Annotated in this window: 11 protein-coding genes; all 11 read left to right on the top strand. The window is 72.0% G+C overall.

What is annotated here, in order from left to right; genetic code table 11:
- The first annotated feature begins 15 nt into the window (after window positions 1-15).
- The 11 genes from asnB to ACZ69I_RS25395 are packed head-to-tail and all read left to right on the top strand — an operon-like array spanning window position 16 to window position 15,159.
- Window positions 16-1,944, top strand: a complete 1,929-nt coding sequence (gene asnB / locus ACZ69I_RS25445) for an asparagine synthase (glutamine-hydrolyzing) (RefSeq protein WP_470834819.1) — start codon at window positions 16-18, stop codon at window positions 1,942-1,944.
- Between the two features lie 32 nt (window positions 1,945-1,976).
- Window positions 1,977-4,175 (top strand): bi-domain-containing oxidoreductase, encoded by a 2,199-nt coding sequence (locus ACZ69I_RS25440; protein ID WP_470834817.1) that lies wholly within the window; start codon window positions 1,977-1,979, stop codon window positions 4,173-4,175.
- Entirely contained in the window at window positions 4,172-6,115 is a 1,944-nt protein-coding gene (locus ACZ69I_RS25435) for a heparinase II/III family protein (RefSeq protein WP_470834815.1), read from the top strand. The genes ACZ69I_RS25440 and ACZ69I_RS25435 overlap by 4 nt, the downstream gene beginning before the upstream one ends.
- Window positions 6,116-6,124: 9 nt before the next feature.
- A complete protein-coding gene (locus ACZ69I_RS25430) occupies window positions 6,125-7,651 on the top strand; it encodes a right-handed parallel beta-helix repeat-containing protein (protein ID WP_470834813.1) in 1,527 nt (508 codons plus the stop codon).
- A 1-nt stretch (window position 7,652) separates the two neighbouring features.
- On the top strand, window positions 7,653-8,879 hold the full coding sequence (locus tag ACZ69I_RS25425) for an O-antigen ligase domain-containing protein (RefSeq protein WP_470834889.1): 1,227 nt from the start codon (window positions 7,653-7,655) through the stop codon (window positions 8,877-8,879).
- Window positions 8,880-8,887: 8 nt separating this feature from the next.
- Entirely contained in the window at window positions 8,888-10,165 is a 1,278-nt protein-coding gene (locus ACZ69I_RS25420) for a glycosyltransferase (RefSeq protein ID WP_470834811.1), read from the top strand.
- Window positions 10,162-11,424 carry a class I SAM-dependent methyltransferase gene (locus ACZ69I_RS25415; protein WP_470834810.1) on the top strand — a complete coding sequence of 421 codons (1,263 nt, stop codon included), beginning with the start codon at window positions 10,162-10,164 and terminating at the stop codon, window positions 11,422-11,424. Before ACZ69I_RS25420 ends, ACZ69I_RS25415 begins: the two co-directional genes overlap by 4 nt.
- The gene (locus tag ACZ69I_RS25410; RefSeq protein WP_467681558.1) at window positions 11,421-12,215 is read left to right on the top strand and encodes a sugar phosphate nucleotidyltransferase; all 795 of its coding nucleotides are present in this window, start codon (window positions 11,421-11,423) and stop codon (window positions 12,213-12,215) included. The genes ACZ69I_RS25415 and ACZ69I_RS25410 overlap by 4 nt, the downstream gene beginning before the upstream one ends.
- A complete protein-coding gene (locus ACZ69I_RS25405; RefSeq protein ID WP_470834808.1) occupies window positions 12,212-12,859 on the top strand; it encodes a PIG-L deacetylase family protein in 648 nt (215 codons plus the stop codon). Before ACZ69I_RS25410 ends, ACZ69I_RS25405 begins: the two co-directional genes overlap by 4 nt.
- Window positions 12,860-12,862: 3 nt before the next feature.
- A complete protein-coding gene (locus ACZ69I_RS25400) occupies window positions 12,863-13,888 on the top strand; it encodes an NAD-dependent epimerase/dehydratase family protein (RefSeq protein ID WP_470834806.1) in 1,026 nt (341 codons plus the stop codon).
- Window positions 13,885-15,159 carry a DUF4910 domain-containing protein gene (locus ACZ69I_RS25395; RefSeq protein WP_470834805.1) on the top strand — a complete coding sequence of 425 codons (1,275 nt, stop codon included), beginning with the start codon at window positions 13,885-13,887 and terminating at the stop codon, window positions 15,157-15,159. Before ACZ69I_RS25400 ends, ACZ69I_RS25395 begins: the two co-directional genes overlap by 4 nt.

The raw sequence follows: 15,159 nt of genomic DNA, 5'->3' as shown, positions 1-15,159 counted from the left end.
GAGGCACGGAAAGACATGTGTGGCATCGCAGGCACGTACCGGTGGCCGGACGGGAAGGCCGTGACCGACCGGCTCACCGATACCCTCGCCCACCGCGGCCCGGACGGCGCGGGCCGCTACAGCCACCTCGCCGGTGACGGCGAAGTGCAGCTCGGGCACCGCAGGCTCGCCATCATCGACCTGTCCGAGACCGGCGCCCAGCCGATGGTCTCGGACGGCCTCGCCCTGACGTACAACGGCGAGCTGTACAACGCGCCCGAGCTCCGCGCCGAACTGGCCGCCGCCGGGGTGCGCTTCCGCGGTACCTCCGACACCGAGGTCCTCCTGGAGGCCTGGCGGCGCTGGGGCACCGACTGCCTGCCCCGGCTGCGCGGCATGTTCGCGTTCGGGATCTTCGACGAGCGCACCGGCGAACTGGTGCTCGCCCGCGACCAGTTGGGCATCAAGCCGCTGTTCCTGCTGCGGCGCGGCGGGGGTCTGGTGTTCGCCTCCGAGCTCAAGGCGCTCGCCGCGGTGACCGGCGGGACGCTGGAGGTCGACCACGGGGCACTGGTGGCCTCCCTGCTGTACTACTGGGTGCCGGACTCGCGCTGCGCGTTCCGCGAGGCGGAGAAGCTGCCGCCGGGGAGCTGGCTGCGGGTCCGGCCCGACGGCCGGGTGGACCGCGGCCGGTACTGGAACCTGAAGGACGTCGCCACCGAGGGCAGGGAGCGGGCCCGCGGCGGCGAACTGCCGGACCTCGCCGCCATCATCGAGGAGTCGAACCGGCGGCACCTGCTCTCCGACGTCCCCGTGGCGACCTTCCTCTCCGGCGGTCTCGACTCCAGCTACCTGACCGCGCTCGCGGCCCGCGAGCGGCCCGGGATCTCCGCCTACACGATCGGCTTCCGTGCCGAGGACGCCAAGTTCGAGGCGATGCCGGACGACCTGCGCTACGCCCGGCAGGTGGCCGAGCAGTTCGGCGTCGACCTGCACGAGATCGAGATCGCCCCGGACGTGCTCGATCTGCTGCCGCGGATGACGTACCACCTGGACGAGCCGATCGGCGACCCCGCCGCGATCAACACCTATCTGATCTGCTCGGCCGCCCGCGAAGCCGGCGTCAAGGTGATGCTCTCGGGGATGGGCGCCGACGAGCTGTTCGCCGGTTACCGCAAGCACCTGGCCAACCTCCTCGCGCTGCGCTACCAGCGCGTCCCGCGGCCCCTGCGGCGCGGGGTCTCCGCCGCCGTGGACCGGCTGCCGGTCGCCACGGCCCGCCGGGGGTACCGGTCGGTGCGCTTCGCCAAGCGGTTCCTCTCCTTCGCCGATCTCCCGGAGGAGACCGCGTTCCGGCGCAGCTACACCATGTACGACCAGGCCGAACTGCTCGCCCTCGTCAACCCGGACCTGGCCGGAACCGTCGACGACGTGCTGACCGAGCACGCGGACGTCTACGAGGACAACGAACTCGACGACTTCGTGAACCGCATGTGCCTGGGCGACGCCCGCATGTTCCTGCCGGGACTGAACCTCGCGTACACGGACCGCTCCAGCATGGCCGCGTCGACCGAGGTGCGGGTGCCGTACGTGGACGTCGAGGTGGTCAGGGCGGCGTTCGCCGTGCCCGGCGACCGCAAGATCGTCGGCCGGCAGGGCAAGGCCGTCCTCAAGGAGGCGGCCACCTCGATCCTCCCCAAGGAGATCGTGTACCGGCCCAAGGGCCTGTTCAGCGCCCCGCTGCGGGCCTGGATGAGCCGGGACCTGGCGCCGCTGGTGCGCGAGGTGGTGAACGACGGCGAGCTCGTCCGCTCCGGGTTGCTGCGGCGCGACGCGCTGGCCCGGATGGTCGCCGAGGACGCCGCGGGGCAGCGGGACTTCTCCAAGCACCTGTGGCACGTGCTGACCCTGGAGTACTGGTATCGCGACGCGACCTCTGGCTCCGGCCAGAGCCAAGCGGCTTGACGGCATTGCAAGTTGAAACAAGAGGAGCTCGGGTGAAACAGGTCGTTCAGAACTACAAGAGTGGCGAACTGGCGCTGCTCGACGTGCCCGTGCCGGGCTGCAAGCCGGACGGTGTACTGGTGCGGAGCGCCTACTCGCTGATCTCCACCGGGACCGAGCTCATGAAGGTGTCCGAGGCCGGGATGTCGATGGTGGGCAAGGCCCGCTCCCGCCCCGACCAGGTCGCCAAGGTCATGCAGAGCGTGGCCACCAACGGAGTGCCCGCCACCTACCGCAAGGTGATGGGCAAGCTGGACTCCTACACGCCGCTGGGCTACTCGCTGTGCGGCGTGGTCGAGCAGGTCGGCGCCGGGACCGACGACGTGAAGGTCGGCGACCTGGTGGCCTGCGCCGGCAACGAGCACGCGTTGCACGCCGAGCTGAACTGGGTGCCGAAGAACCTCTACACCCCGGTGCCGGACGGCCTCGCGCCGCGGCACGCCGCCTTCGGCACCGTCGGCTCCATCGCGATGCAGGGCGTCCGCCAGGGCGAGCCGCAGCTCGGCGAGGTCGCCCTGGTCATCGGCCTCGGCCTCATCGGGCAGCTGGTGGTACAGCTCCTCACCGCCTCCGGAGTGCGCGTCGTCGGGGTCGACCCCGACCCGGCGCGCTGCGAGCTCGCCGAGCGCTCGGGCGCCGCGGCCTGCGGCGACCCGGAGTCCGCGGCGGTGGAGAGCGCCGTCGCCGAGCTCACCGGCGGCCACGGCGTGGACCAGGTGTATCTGGCCGCGGGCGGCGGCAGCAACCAACCCGTCGAGCTCGCGGCCAAGTTGAGCAGGGACCGCGGCCGGGTCGTCGACATCGGCAAGTGCCGCCTCGACCTGCCGTGGAACGCGTACTACGAGAAGGAGCTCGACGTCCGGTTCTCGCGCTCATACGGCCCCGGGCGCTACGACCCGGCCTACGAGCTGGAGGGACGCGACTACCCGATCGGCTACGTGCGCTGGACCGAGCGCCGCAACCTGGCGTGCTTCCTCGACCTCGTCGCCCGCGGCCGCGTCGACGTGGAGCCGTTGATCTCCCACATAGCCGACTTCGACGACGCGGTGGACACCTACCAGCGGCTGAAGGACGGCGACCTGAAGGCCGTGGCGGTGCTGTTCCGCTACCCCGGCCCCGCCGAGGACAAGGACACGGCGCAAGCGGTCGCCCCGGAGGTTGCCGTGCCCGCGGTCAAGCGACCCGGTGGCACCGCGTCCGCCCCGGCCCGGGCCGCGAAGACCCCGGTGCGCCTCGCGTTCGTCGGCGCGGGCAACTACGCGACATCGATGCTGCTGCCGCACCTGGCCGGGCGCGACGGCGTCGAGTTGTCCACCGTCGTCACCACGACGGCGCTGTCCGCGGCCAACGCGCAGCGCAAGTTCGGCTTCGCCGGGGCGACCACCGACCTCGACGCCGTACTCGGCGACGAGTCCGTCGACGCGGTGTTCGTGGTCACCCGGCACAGCTCGCACGCCGAACTGACCCGCAGAGCCCTCCTCGCGGGCAAGACGGTGTTCGTGGAGAAGCCCCTCGCCCTCACCGAGGACGAGCTGGCCGGGGTGCTCGCGGCCGTCGAGGAGTCGGGCAACGACCGGTTGCAGGTGGGCTTCAACCGCCGCTTCTCGCCGCTGCTGCAGGAGGCCAAGAAGCGCTTCGGCGTCCGGACCGGCCCCGCGAACCTGCGCTACCTGGTCAACGCGGGCCAACTCGGGCACGGCAGCTGGTACCTCCAGGAGGGCACCGAGGGCTCACGGTTCGTCGGCGAGGGCGGACACTTCATCGACACGGCGAGCTGGCTCCTCGGCGCCGACCCGGTGTCGGTGTACTCGACGGCCACGTCCGGCAACGAGGACCTGCAGGTCGTGCTGCGCTACCCGGACGGGTCCACCGCCACCATCAGCTACGTCACCACGGGCCCCGCGGGCTTCCCCAAGGAGACGCTGGACATGGTCGCGGACGGCCGGGCCCTGCGGCTCGACGACTTCGTGCGCGCCTCGGTCTACGGCCGCAAGCGGTGGGTGAGTTCGCGGCTGCCCAAGGCCCGGGACAAGGGCCAGAACGCCGAGCTGGCCGCGTTCGTCAGGGCCGTGCGGACCGGCGGGCCGATGCCGGTGCCGCTGGAGTCCCTCGTCGCCACCACGGCGGCCACCCTCGCGGTGCGGACCGGCCTGACCGGCGGCGCGCCGGTGACGTTGGCGAGAGCGCGATGACCCTGAGTGCGGGCTGGTACCTGCGACGCCTTTCCCGGATGGGCCCGCGGGAGGTCGGCGGCCGGGTGGGCGACGCGGTGCGCAGGCGGCGGTGGAAGTCGGCGCGCCCGGAGTGCCCGGGCGTGACCGGTGCCCGCTTCACCGCGGTGCTGCCCGCGGAGGCGATCGCCGCGGTGCCCCAGGACGCCGCGGAGCGGCTCGTCGCCGAGGCGGACCGGCTGATGGCCGGGCACGCCGAGTTCTTCGGGGTGGGCCGCGACGACCTGGTCGACCCGGACTGGTGGCTCGACCCGAAGACCGGGCGCCGGGCTCCGTGGGGCTACGCCTTCGACGTGCCCTACCGGGACGAGGAGGCGGTCGGGGACATCAAGCAGATCTGGGAGCTGTCCCGGCACCAGTACCTCACCGTGCTCGCCGCCGCCTACGCGATCACCGGCGACGAGCGGTACGCCGAGCGCGTGGCCGAGCACCTGCGGCTGTGGTGGAGGGCCAACGCGCCGCTGCGCGGCGTGCACTGGATCAGCGGCATCGAGCTGGGGATCCGGCTGCTCTCCTGGGTGTGGATCCGCCGGCTGCTCGACGGCTGGCCGGGCGCGGCCGGCCTCTTCGAGGACAATCCGGTGGCGGTGCACCAGATCTGGCACCACCAGAACTGGCTGGCCGCCTTCCCCAGCCGGGGCTCCTCGGCGAACAACCACATCATCGCCGAGGCCGCCGGACAGGCCGCCGCGGCCTGCGCGTTCGGCTGGTTCCCCGAATCGGCCCGCTGGCAGAAGGACGCGCTGCGCTCCCTCGAACGGCAGCTGCGCGGCAACACCTTCCTCTCCGGCCTCAACCGCGAACTGGCCACCGAGTACCACGGCCTCGTCCTGGAGCTCGGCCTGGCCGCGGTGGCCGAGGCGGACGCCGCGGGCGTGCCGGTCCCCGGCGCGACCCGCCTCGTGCTGCTCCGGATGACCGACGCGCTCGCGGCCGTCGTGGACAACCGGCTGCGGCCGCCGCGCCAGGGGGACGCCGACGACGGACACGGCCTGGTCGTGGACGGCGCGGGCACCGACCGCTGGGGCTCGCTCCTGGCCACCGGGGACGCCGTGTTCGGCCGCCTCGACTGGTGGCCGAAGGTCACCGGCACCGACGTGCGCACCCCGCTCCTCGCCGCGCTCGTCCGGCCGTACGCGAAGGACGGCGGCGCACCCGCCGTGGCCCGTCCGGAGAGCCGACCGGGCCACTTCGCCGACGCGGGCCTGACCATCCTGCGCGGGCCGGAGAAGATCTGGTGCCGCTGCGACGGCGGGCCGCACGGCTTTCTGTCCATCGCCGCGCACGCCCACGCGGACGCCCTGTCCGTGGAGGTCAGGCACGACGGGGTCGACGTGCTCGCCGACCCGGGGACGTACTGCTACCACGGGCAGCCCGAGTGGCGGCAGTACTTCCGCTCGACCCTCGGCCACAACACCCTCCAACTGGACGGCGCCGACCAGTCCGTCTCCGGCGGCCCGTTCCTCTGGACGCGGCACGCCCGCAGCCGCGTCCTGGCCGCGGACACGACCCGCTGGTGCGCCGAGCACGACGGCTACGAGGACTCCGTCCACCGCCGCCGGGTGGAGCTGACGGCCGCGAGCCAGGAGCTCAAGGTGGTCGACGAGGTGCGCGGCCCCGGCCGGTCCGTGCGTCTGGCCTTCCACCTCGGCCCGACCGTCACCGCGGACCTGGTGGAGAACCGGGCCGTGCTCACCTGGACCCGCGACGGCGAGGCCCGCTCCGCGGTGCTCGACCTGCCGGGGGAGCTGTCCTGGCGGGCGCACCGCGGCGAGACCGGCCCGCCGCTGGGCTGGTACTCCGCGGGCTTCGGGCGCAAGGAGCCCACCACCACACTGGTCGGCAGCGGCTCGGCCGACGGTGTGCAGGGGTTCACCACCGTGCTCAGGTTCCGGGGCTAGGGGGCGGGCGTGGTGATCAACTGGCGGACATGGGCGGGGCCGGTGGCGGCCCTCGCCCTGCTGGCGACCGGCTGCGAGAGCACGCCGGGCGCCGGGGCCGCGGAGCCGACCACCCGGCCGTCCACGTCCGCGGCCCGGTCGGTGGCCCGGGTGTGCGCCAAGCCGGAGGCCGGTCCCGCGAAGGCACCGGCGGGCGCGGTGACGGTCGACCCCCGGGTGGTCGGCGACCTGGCGGCGAAGACCAAGAAGAGCCCGGCGCACACCACGTTCTGGCTGCGACCGGGCAAGCACCGGCTCGACCCGGACCGCTACGCCCAGGTGATCCCCAAGAAGGGGAACCGCTACCTCGGCGCGCCGGGCGCGGTGCTCGACGGCCGCAAGACCAACCAGTACGCGTTCGGCGGCTCCGCCCACGACGTCACCGTCAGCCACCTGACCGTGCAACGGTTCGTGGCGCCGCCGGACGAGGGCGTGGTCAACCACGACTCGGCCGACGGGTGGCTGATCGAGCACGCGACGATCCAGCACAACTCCGGTGCCGGACTGATGGCCGGCGCCCGCCAGCGGGTCCGCGCCAACTGCCTGCGCGACAACGGCCAGTACGGCATGAACGCGTACAAGGCCAAGGGCCGGATCAGCGGCCTGGTGGTCGAGGGCAACGAGATCGTGGGCAACAACACCGGCGACTGGGAGCGCCGTCGCAAGGGCTGCGGCTGCACCGGAGGGATCAAGTTCTGGGCCGTCGACGGCGCCGACATACGCGGCAACTGGGTGCACGACAACCGGGGAACCGGGCTGTGGGCGGACACCAACAACAACGACTTCCGCATCGAGAACAACGTCCTTGAGGCCAATGACGGCGCCGCGCTGATCTACGAGACCAGCTACAACGCGGTCATCCGGGGGAACACGATCCGGAAGAACAACTGGGTCGAGGGCCGCAGGTACGCCGACCGCGACGACAACTTCCCGTACGCGACCGTCTACTTGTCCGAGTCCGGCGGCGAGCCGCGGGTCAAGGCCCGCACGAGCAAGATCGAGATCTACCGGAACGTGCTGGAGAACAACTGGTCCGGCATCACCCTGTGGGAGAACGCCGACCGGTTCTGCAACAGCCCCGCCAACACCTCCTCCGGTGACTGCACGCTGCTGGTGCCGGAGACCGACCGCTGCGCGAGGCCGAAGATCGCCGACGAGCCGCTCTACTCCGACTGCCGGTGGAAGACCCAGCGCGTGGACATCCACGGCAACCGCTTCGTCCTCGACAAGTCCGTCGTCGAGTGCACGGTGAGGTGCGACCGCATGGCGCTGCTCGCCAACTACGGCACCTATCCGGACTGGTCGCCCTACCAGGGCGAGCAGGTGGCCGAGGCGATCACCCGTGACCAGCACAACCGCTGGCACGACAACGTCTACGTCGGGCCGTGGAAGTTCGTCGCCCACGACCCGAGCCGCGTGCTCGACCCGGGGCAGTGGCAGGGCATGCCCTACCGGCAGGACAAGGGCAGCACCTTCCGGATACGGGACGGTGATTGAGCTGCGCGCGGACCACACGTCGAAGATCGTCGGGACGGTCTGGGGTCTTCTGATCCTCAACACGCTCGGCTCCGCCGGGGCGAAGACCATCGTCCCGCTGCCCCGCTCCCTCATCCAGATGGCCACCATGGGCGCGCTGGTCGCCGCGTTCACGCTGGCGCTCGCGGTCAACCTCCAGTTGCGCATCCGGCCCAGCGCCTACGTGTTCCTGCTCACCCTGCTCCTGGTGCCGAGCGTGATCTCCAGCGCGAACCTGGAGTCCGGGTTCGGCGCGCTGTTCCGCTGTGCCCGGCTGGCCCTCTTCGTGGCCACGCTGTGGCTGCTCAGCCGCTGGTGGGACGGTGGCCTCGGCTTCGTGCGGCACCACATCCGGATGTACTTCGCGGTGCTCGGATCGGTCGCCGCGGGCCTGGTCGTGTCACCGGGCGCGGCCCTGCCCGACCTCTACGGAGGACGTCTCGTCGGCGCGCTCTGGCCGCTCACCCCGCCGCAGATCGGGCAGTACGCCGCGGTGATCATCGGCCTCACCGTGCTGCTCGTCCTGGGCCGCCGGGTCGACCGGGCCGGCGCGACGCTGGTCATCGTGCCCTCGCTCATCCTGCTCGCGCTGACCCATACCCGCACGGCCACGCTCGGCCTGTTCCTCGGCCTCGCGCTGGCCATCGGCTCGCTCATCCTGACCAGCGCCGCCGCCCGCCGGTTCTTCGTCTGGACGGTGGTGATCGCCACGGTGGCCGCGGTGGGGTTCGCCTCCGCGCTCCAGGCGTGGTTCCTGCGCGGACAGAGCCAGGAGAACTTCTCCAACCTCACCGGCCGGGCCAAGGTCTGGGACGCCCTGCTCGCCGCGCCCCGGTCGACCTCGGAGCAGCTGTTCGGCATGGGCCTCGGCGACAAGTCGTTCGGCGGCCTGCCGATCGACAACAGCTGGCTGGCCGTCTACAACGAACAGGGCTTGACCGGCACTGCCATCGTGGCGGCGGTCATCCTCGTGCTCGGCGGCGTCGCGCTGTTGCGCCCGCCCTCGCTGCAGAGGGCCTGTGCGATCTTCCTGATCAGCTACTGCGCGATCGCGTCGTACACCGAGGCCGGTCTCGGCGACGCCTCGCCCTATCTGCTCCACCTGGCGCTGGCCGCCTCGCTGCTCGCGGCGCCCGCCGCGGCCACGCCCCCCTCGACGCCCGCGGTCCCGCGGCGACGTGTCCCGCGCTGGGCCAAGGATCGGAGGTGACCCCGGACATGCGCATCCTCGTAGTGCACAACCGTTACGCATCGGCGCAGCCGAGCGGGGAGAACAAGGTCGTCGACCAGGAGGTGGGGCTGCTGCGCGCGGCCGGCCACCGGGTCGAGGTGTTCGAGCGGCGCAGCGACGACATCGCCGGCATGTCCCTGGCGAGCAAGGCCAAGCTGCCGCTGCTCGTGCCGTGGAACCCGTCGGTCCGCTCGGAGCTCGCCGCCCGCCTGCGCGCCGAACGGCCGGACGTGGTGCACGTCCACAACGTCTTCCCGCTCCTGTCGCCCGCGGTACTCGCCGCGTGCGCCGACGCGGGCGTGCCCGCCGTCGCCACGCTGCACAACTACACCCAGGTCTGCCCGCCCGGCACGCTGCAGCGGGACGGCCGACCGTGCACCGAGTGCGTCGGAGCGGCGGCGCCGCTGCCCGCCGTCCGGCACGGCTGCTACCGCGACTCCCGCCTCGCGACGCTGCCGCTCGCCCTCAGTCTCCTCGTCAACCGGCGCCGCTGGTGGACCGGCGTGGAGCGGTTCTTCTGCATTTCCGCGGCGCAGCGCGACGTCCTGGTGCGGGCCGGGATGCCGGCCGAACGCCTCGCGGTCAAGCACAACTTCGTGCCGGACCCGGACGAGCGGCGATCGGGCACCGGCGAGCACGTGCTCTATCTCGGGCGGCTCGCGGAGGCCAAGGGCGTGCGGCTGCTCATGGCGGCGTGGGACGAGATCACCGCGGCCGGCGGGGTGGGCGTGCCGCTCGTCATCGCCGGGGCGGGGCCACTGGAACCCGAGGTGACCGCCTGGGCCGCGGGCCGCGACGACGTGCGGTACGTCGGCCTGTACGACACGGCGGAGTGCCGCGCGGCGATCGCGCGCTCGGTCGCCGTGGTGGCCCCCTCGACCTGGCTGGAGGCGTTCGGCCTGGTGGTCGTGGAGGCGATGGCGGCCGGGGTCCCGGCCGTCGCCGCCGGTCACGGCGCCTTCGTCGAGCTGGTGGCGGACGGGGAGACCGGGCTGTTGCACCGGCCGGGCGAGGCAGCCTCGCTCGCGTCCTGCATACGCCGGATCGCGGTCGACGACGACCGCAACCGGGAGATGGGCCGGGCGGCCCGACGCCGGTACGAGCAGGGCTTCAGCCCCGCCGTCGGCCTCGAACGCCTGGAGGAGGGGTACCGAGCCGCGATCGCGGCTCGGTCGGGCGGCGGGGACAGCCCGCCGCCGCTGGGGAACGAGAGCAAAGGCCCGCGCCGGGGGATCCGCGCGGGCAGGGATGGGGGCAGTAAATGACACGATGCCGACTCTGCGGCTCCGCGACGCTGGCCAGCGTCGTCGACCTGGGGGCGACCCCGCCGTGCGAGAGCTTCCTCGCCGCGGACCAACTGGACAAGCCGGAGCCCGCGTACCCGCTGCACCTGCAGGTCTGCACCGACTGCTGGCTCGCGCAGATTCCGCCGCTGATCACGCCGGAGGAGACGTTCAGCGAGTACGCGTACTTCTCCTCCTTCTCGACCTCCTGGGTGGAGCACGCGCGCACGTTCGTCGCCGACGCCGCGAAGCGGGTGGGCCTCGACTCCGAAGCGAAGGACGCCTTCGTCGTCGAGGTCGCGAGCAACGACGGGTACCTGCTGAAGCACGTGGTGGACCGGGGGATCCGCTGCCTCGGCATCGAGCCGTCGGTGAACGTCGGCGCCGCGGCGCGCGACGCGGGCGTGCCCACGCTCACGGAGTTTCTGAGCCCGGAGACCGGCGCGGCGGTCCGCGCCGAGCACGGTCCGGCGAACCTGGTCGTGGCCAACAACGTGTACGCGCACATCCCCGACGTCGTCGGGTTCACCCAGGGGCTGCGCGCCCTGGTCGCCGACGACGGCTGGGTCTCCATCGAGGTGCAGCACCTGCTGACCCTGATCGAGGAGAACCAGTACGACACGATCTACCACGAGCACTTCCAGTACTACACGGTCGCGTCCGCGGTCAGGGCGCTCGCCAGTGGCGGACTCGCCCTGGTCGACGTCGAGCTGCTGCCCACGCACGGTGGCTCCATCCGGCTGTGGGCCCGGCCCGCCGAGGTGGCCGGCGAGCCGTCGCGGCAGGTGGCCGAGGTCCTCGACCGGGAGAAGGCCGCCGGACTCCAGGATCTGTCGGGGTACACCGAGTTCTCCGCCCGCGTGGCCAAGGTCCGCAGGGACCTCCTCAAGTTCCTCATCACGGCGGCCGAGCGCGGCGAGACGGTCGTCGGCTACGGCGCCCCGGGCAAGGGCAACACCCTGCTCAACCACTGCGGCATCCGGCCCGACCTGCTCGCGTACACGGTCGACCGCAACCCCTACAAGCACGGCAGGTTCACGCCGGGCACCCGCATCCCGATCCTGCCGCCCGAGCGGATCGCCGCCGACAAGCCCGACTACGTCCTCGTCCTCCCGTGGAACCTGCGGACCGAGCTGGTCGAGCAGCTGTCCTTCGTGCACGAGTGGGGCGGCCGCCTTGTCTTCCCCATCCCGGAACTGAGCGTTGTCGAGGCCGCGCCGTCGAAAGAGGTCACAGCATGAAGGTCGTACTGTTCTGCGGCGGTTACGGGATGCGGATGCGCAGCGGCGCGGCCGACGACGTCCCCAAGCCGATGGCGATGGTCGGCCCGCGACCGCTGATCTGGCACGTCATGCGCTACTACGCGCACTTCGGGCACAAGGAGTTCGTCCTGTGCCTCGGATACGGCGCCCACCACATCAAGAACTTCTTCCTCAATTACGAGGAGACGACGTCCAACGACTTCGTGCTGCGCGGCGGGAAGACCGAACTGCTCTCCACCGACATAGCCGACTGGACGATCACGTTCGCCCAGACCGGCATCGAGTCACCGATCGGGGAACGCCTGCGCCGGGTGCGGCACCACCTGGACGGCGACGAGATGTTCCTCGCGAACTACGCCGACGTGCTCACCGACGCGCCGCTGCCCGAGATGATCGACTCCTTCTCCCGGCGCGACGCCGGTGCGTCGATGATGGTGGTGCCGCCGCAGTCCTCGTTCCACTGCGTGGAACTGGGCGACGACGGCCTGGTGGGGGGCATCACCCCGGTCAGTGAACTGCCCATGTGGGAGAACGGCGGCTACTTCGTGCTGCGGCAGGAGGTCTTCGACCACATACCCGAGAACGGTGACCTGGTCGCCGACGGGTGCGCCCAACTGGCCAAGCAGAACCGCCTCGTGGCGCACCAGCACCGCGGCTTCTGGAAGCCGACCGACACCGTGAAGGAGCGGGCCGCGCTCGACGAGGCCTACGCCCGCGGTGAGCGCCCGTGGGCCGTGTGGGAGCGGGACGGCGCGGGGGTGAGCGCGTGATACGGCTCGGGTCCGGGCGTCTGGACAGGATCGTCGCGGTGGGCGCGCACTGCGACGACATCGCCATCGGCGCCGGCGGCACGCTCCTCACGCTGTGCCACGGGCGGCCGGGCATCCGCGTCGACGCGCTGGTGCTCTCCGGGGGCGGCAGCGAACGCGAACAGGAGGAGCGGGCCGCGCTCGCCGCCTTCTGCCCGGGCGCCGACCTGCGGGTCACCGTGCTCAAGCTGCCGGACGGCCGGATGCCCGTGCACTGGGACGAGGCGAAGGCCGCCGTCGAGGAACTGCGCGGGGAGACCGAACCGGACCTGATCCTGGCCCCGCGCACCGACGACGCGCACCAGGACCACCGCGGCCTGGCGCAGCTGATGCCCACCGCGTTCCGCGACCACCTCGTGCTCGGCTACGAGATCGTCAAGTGGGACGGCGATCTCGGCCGCCCCTCGGCCTACCAGCCGCTGTCGCCGGAGACCGCCGAGGAGAAGGTGCGGCTCCTTCAGGAGCACTACCCCTCGCAGCGCCACCGCCCCTGGTACGACCGTGAGGCCTTCCTGGGCCTCGCCCGCATCCGCGGCATCGAATGTCACGCGCGCTACGCCGAGGCGTTCGCCGTCACCAAACTCACTCTGAACCTGGGGGATTGAACCTTGCGCGTACTACTGACCGGACACCAGGGCTACTTGGGCACCGTGATGGCCCCGGTCCTCGCCGCCGCCGGGCACGAGGTCGTCGGTCTCGACGCGGGCCTGTTCGCCGACTGCGTCCTCGGCCCGACACCCGCGGACCCGTCCGGGCACCGGGTCGACCTGCGCGACGTCACGGCGGAACACGTGGCCGGGGTGGACGCCGTGATCCACCTGGCCGCGCTCTCCAACGACCCGCTGGGATCCCTCGCACCCGAGCTCACCTACGACATCAACCACCACGCGTCGGTGCGCCTGGCCCGGCTGGCCCGCGAGGCCGGCGTGCGGCGCTTCCTGTACGCGTCGACGTGCTCCGTCTACGGCGCCGCGGGCGGCGGCGACCTGGTGGGCGAGGACGCCCCGCTGCGCCCGGTGACGCCGTACGCGGAGTCCAAGGTGCGGGTGGAGGACGACCTGCACGCGCTGGCCGACGGCGACTTCAGCCCGGTGTACATGCGCAACGCCACCGCCTTCGGCTACTCGCCCCGGCTGCGCGCCGACATCGTGCTGAACAACCTGGTGGGGCACGCGCTCCTGTCCGGCGAGGTGCTCGTGCTCTCGGACGGCACACCCTGGCGCCCGCTGGTGCACGCCGCCGACATCGCACGGGCCTTCACCGCCGCGCTGACCGCGCCCCGGGAAGCGGTGCACGACCGGGCGTTCAACATCGGCAGCGAGGTCAACAACGTCACGGTCGCCGAGATCGCCGAGCAGGTCGCCGAGGCGGTGTCGGGATCGCGGGTCGTGATCACCGGGGAGAACGGCGCCGACCCGCGGTCGTACCGGGTGGACTTCTCCCGGTTCCGCGCCGCGATCCCCGGCTTCGACTGCGAGTGGACCGTGCGGCAGGGCGCGTTCGAACTCGCCGACGCCTACCGCAAGCACGGGCTGACGCCGGAGGACTTCGAGCGGCGCTTCACCCGCCTCGCGGTGCTGCGTACGGCCTCCGAAGCCGGTTCCGTCGACGACACCCTGCGGTGGCGCCGATGACCGAGGTCGGCGCGGACATGCACGAGCTGGTGGAGCGGCTGTACCCGCTCTGCCGGAGCATCACCGGCGACGGCGTACGGGCCACCCTGCGCATCGTCGACGAGTACCTCCCGCTGACGGTGCACGAGGTGCCGACCGGGACGCAGGTGCTCGACTGGACGGTGCCGCAGGAGTGGAACATCCGGGACGCCTACGTCGCCGACAGCGCGGGGAACCGCGTCGTCGACTTCGCCGCGTCCAGCCTGCACGTGCTCGGCTACAGCGTGCCGGTCTCGGCGACCATGCCGCTGGCCGAACTGCGCGAGCACCTGTACACCCTGCCGGAGCACCCGAGTTGGGTGCCGTACCGCACCAGTTACTACAAGCCGGAGTGGGGGTTCTGTCTGGCCCGGGAGACCCTGGACGCGCTGCCGGACGGCGACTACGAGGTCCGCGTCGACTCCACGCTCGCCGACGGCCACCTCACCTACGCCGAGCACGTCGTCCCCGGGCAGGTCTCCGACGAGGTGATCGTCTCCTGCCACGTCTGCCACCCGTCGCTGGCCAACGACAACCTGGCGGGCATCGCGGTGGCGACGTATCTCGCCAGGGCCCTCGCGGAGGAAACCCCGTACTACACCTACCGGTTCATCTTCGCCCCCGGCACCATCGGGGCGATCACCTGGCTGGCCCGCAACGCGGAGCGGGTGGAACAGGTCAAGCACGGGCTCGTGCTGGCCTGCGCGGGCGACTCGGGACAGCTGACGTACAAGCAGAGCAGGCGCGGCGACGCGGAGATCGACCGGGTGCTGCGGCACGTACTGCGGGCCTCCGAACGCCCGCACCAGATCAACGAGTTCACGCCGTACGGCTATGACGAGCGGCAGTACTGCTCGCCCGGGTTCGATCTCGGCGTGGGCTCGCTCAGCCGCACCCCGTACGCGGGCTACCCCGAGTACCACACCTCGGCGGACAACCCGGACTTCGTCTCCCCGGAGGCGATGGCGGACACGCTCGCGGTCTGCCGCGAGGCCTTCACCGTGCTCGACCGCAACCGGCGGTACGTCAACCTCAGCCCCTACGGCGAACCCCAGCTGGGGCGCCGTGGGCTGTACGACGCGCTCGGTGGCCGCAGCGACACCAAGCAGGCCCAGATGGCCATGCTCTGGGTGCTCAGCCTCTCCGACGGCGAGCACAGCCTCCTCGACGTCGCCGAGCGCGCCGGGCTGCCGTTCGACACCGTCGCCGGCGCGGCCGACGCCCTGCACGGCGCCGGACTGATCAAGGCATGA

The organism is Streptomyces sp. NPDC036815, assembly GCF_055609205.1.
Note: the sequence above shows the minus strand (reverse complement) of the source record. Positions and strands in the feature narration are given on the sequence as shown.

What these genes read in the sequence shown, in the direction of transcription:
- asnB (WP_470834819.1), top strand. Translation starts at nt 16, where the DNA reads ATGTGTGGCATCGCAGGCACGTACCGGTGGCCGGACGGGAAGGCCGTG.
- ACZ69I_RS25395 (WP_470834805.1), top strand. Translation starts at nt 13,885, where the DNA reads ATGACCGAGGTCGGCGCGGACATGCACGAGCTGGTGGAGCGGCTGTAC.
- ACZ69I_RS25420 (WP_470834811.1), top strand. Translation starts at nt 8,888, where the DNA reads ATGCGCATCCTCGTAGTGCACAACCGTTACGCATCGGCGCAGCCGAGC.
- ACZ69I_RS25410 (WP_467681558.1), top strand. Translation starts at nt 11,421, where the DNA reads ATGAAGGTCGTACTGTTCTGCGGCGGTTACGGGATGCGGATGCGCAGC.
- ACZ69I_RS25435 (WP_470834815.1), top strand. Translation starts at nt 4,172, where the DNA reads ATGACCCTGAGTGCGGGCTGGTACCTGCGACGCCTTTCCCGGATGGGC.
- ACZ69I_RS25415 (WP_470834810.1), top strand. Translation starts at nt 10,162, where the DNA reads ATGACACGATGCCGACTCTGCGGCTCCGCGACGCTGGCCAGCGTCGTC.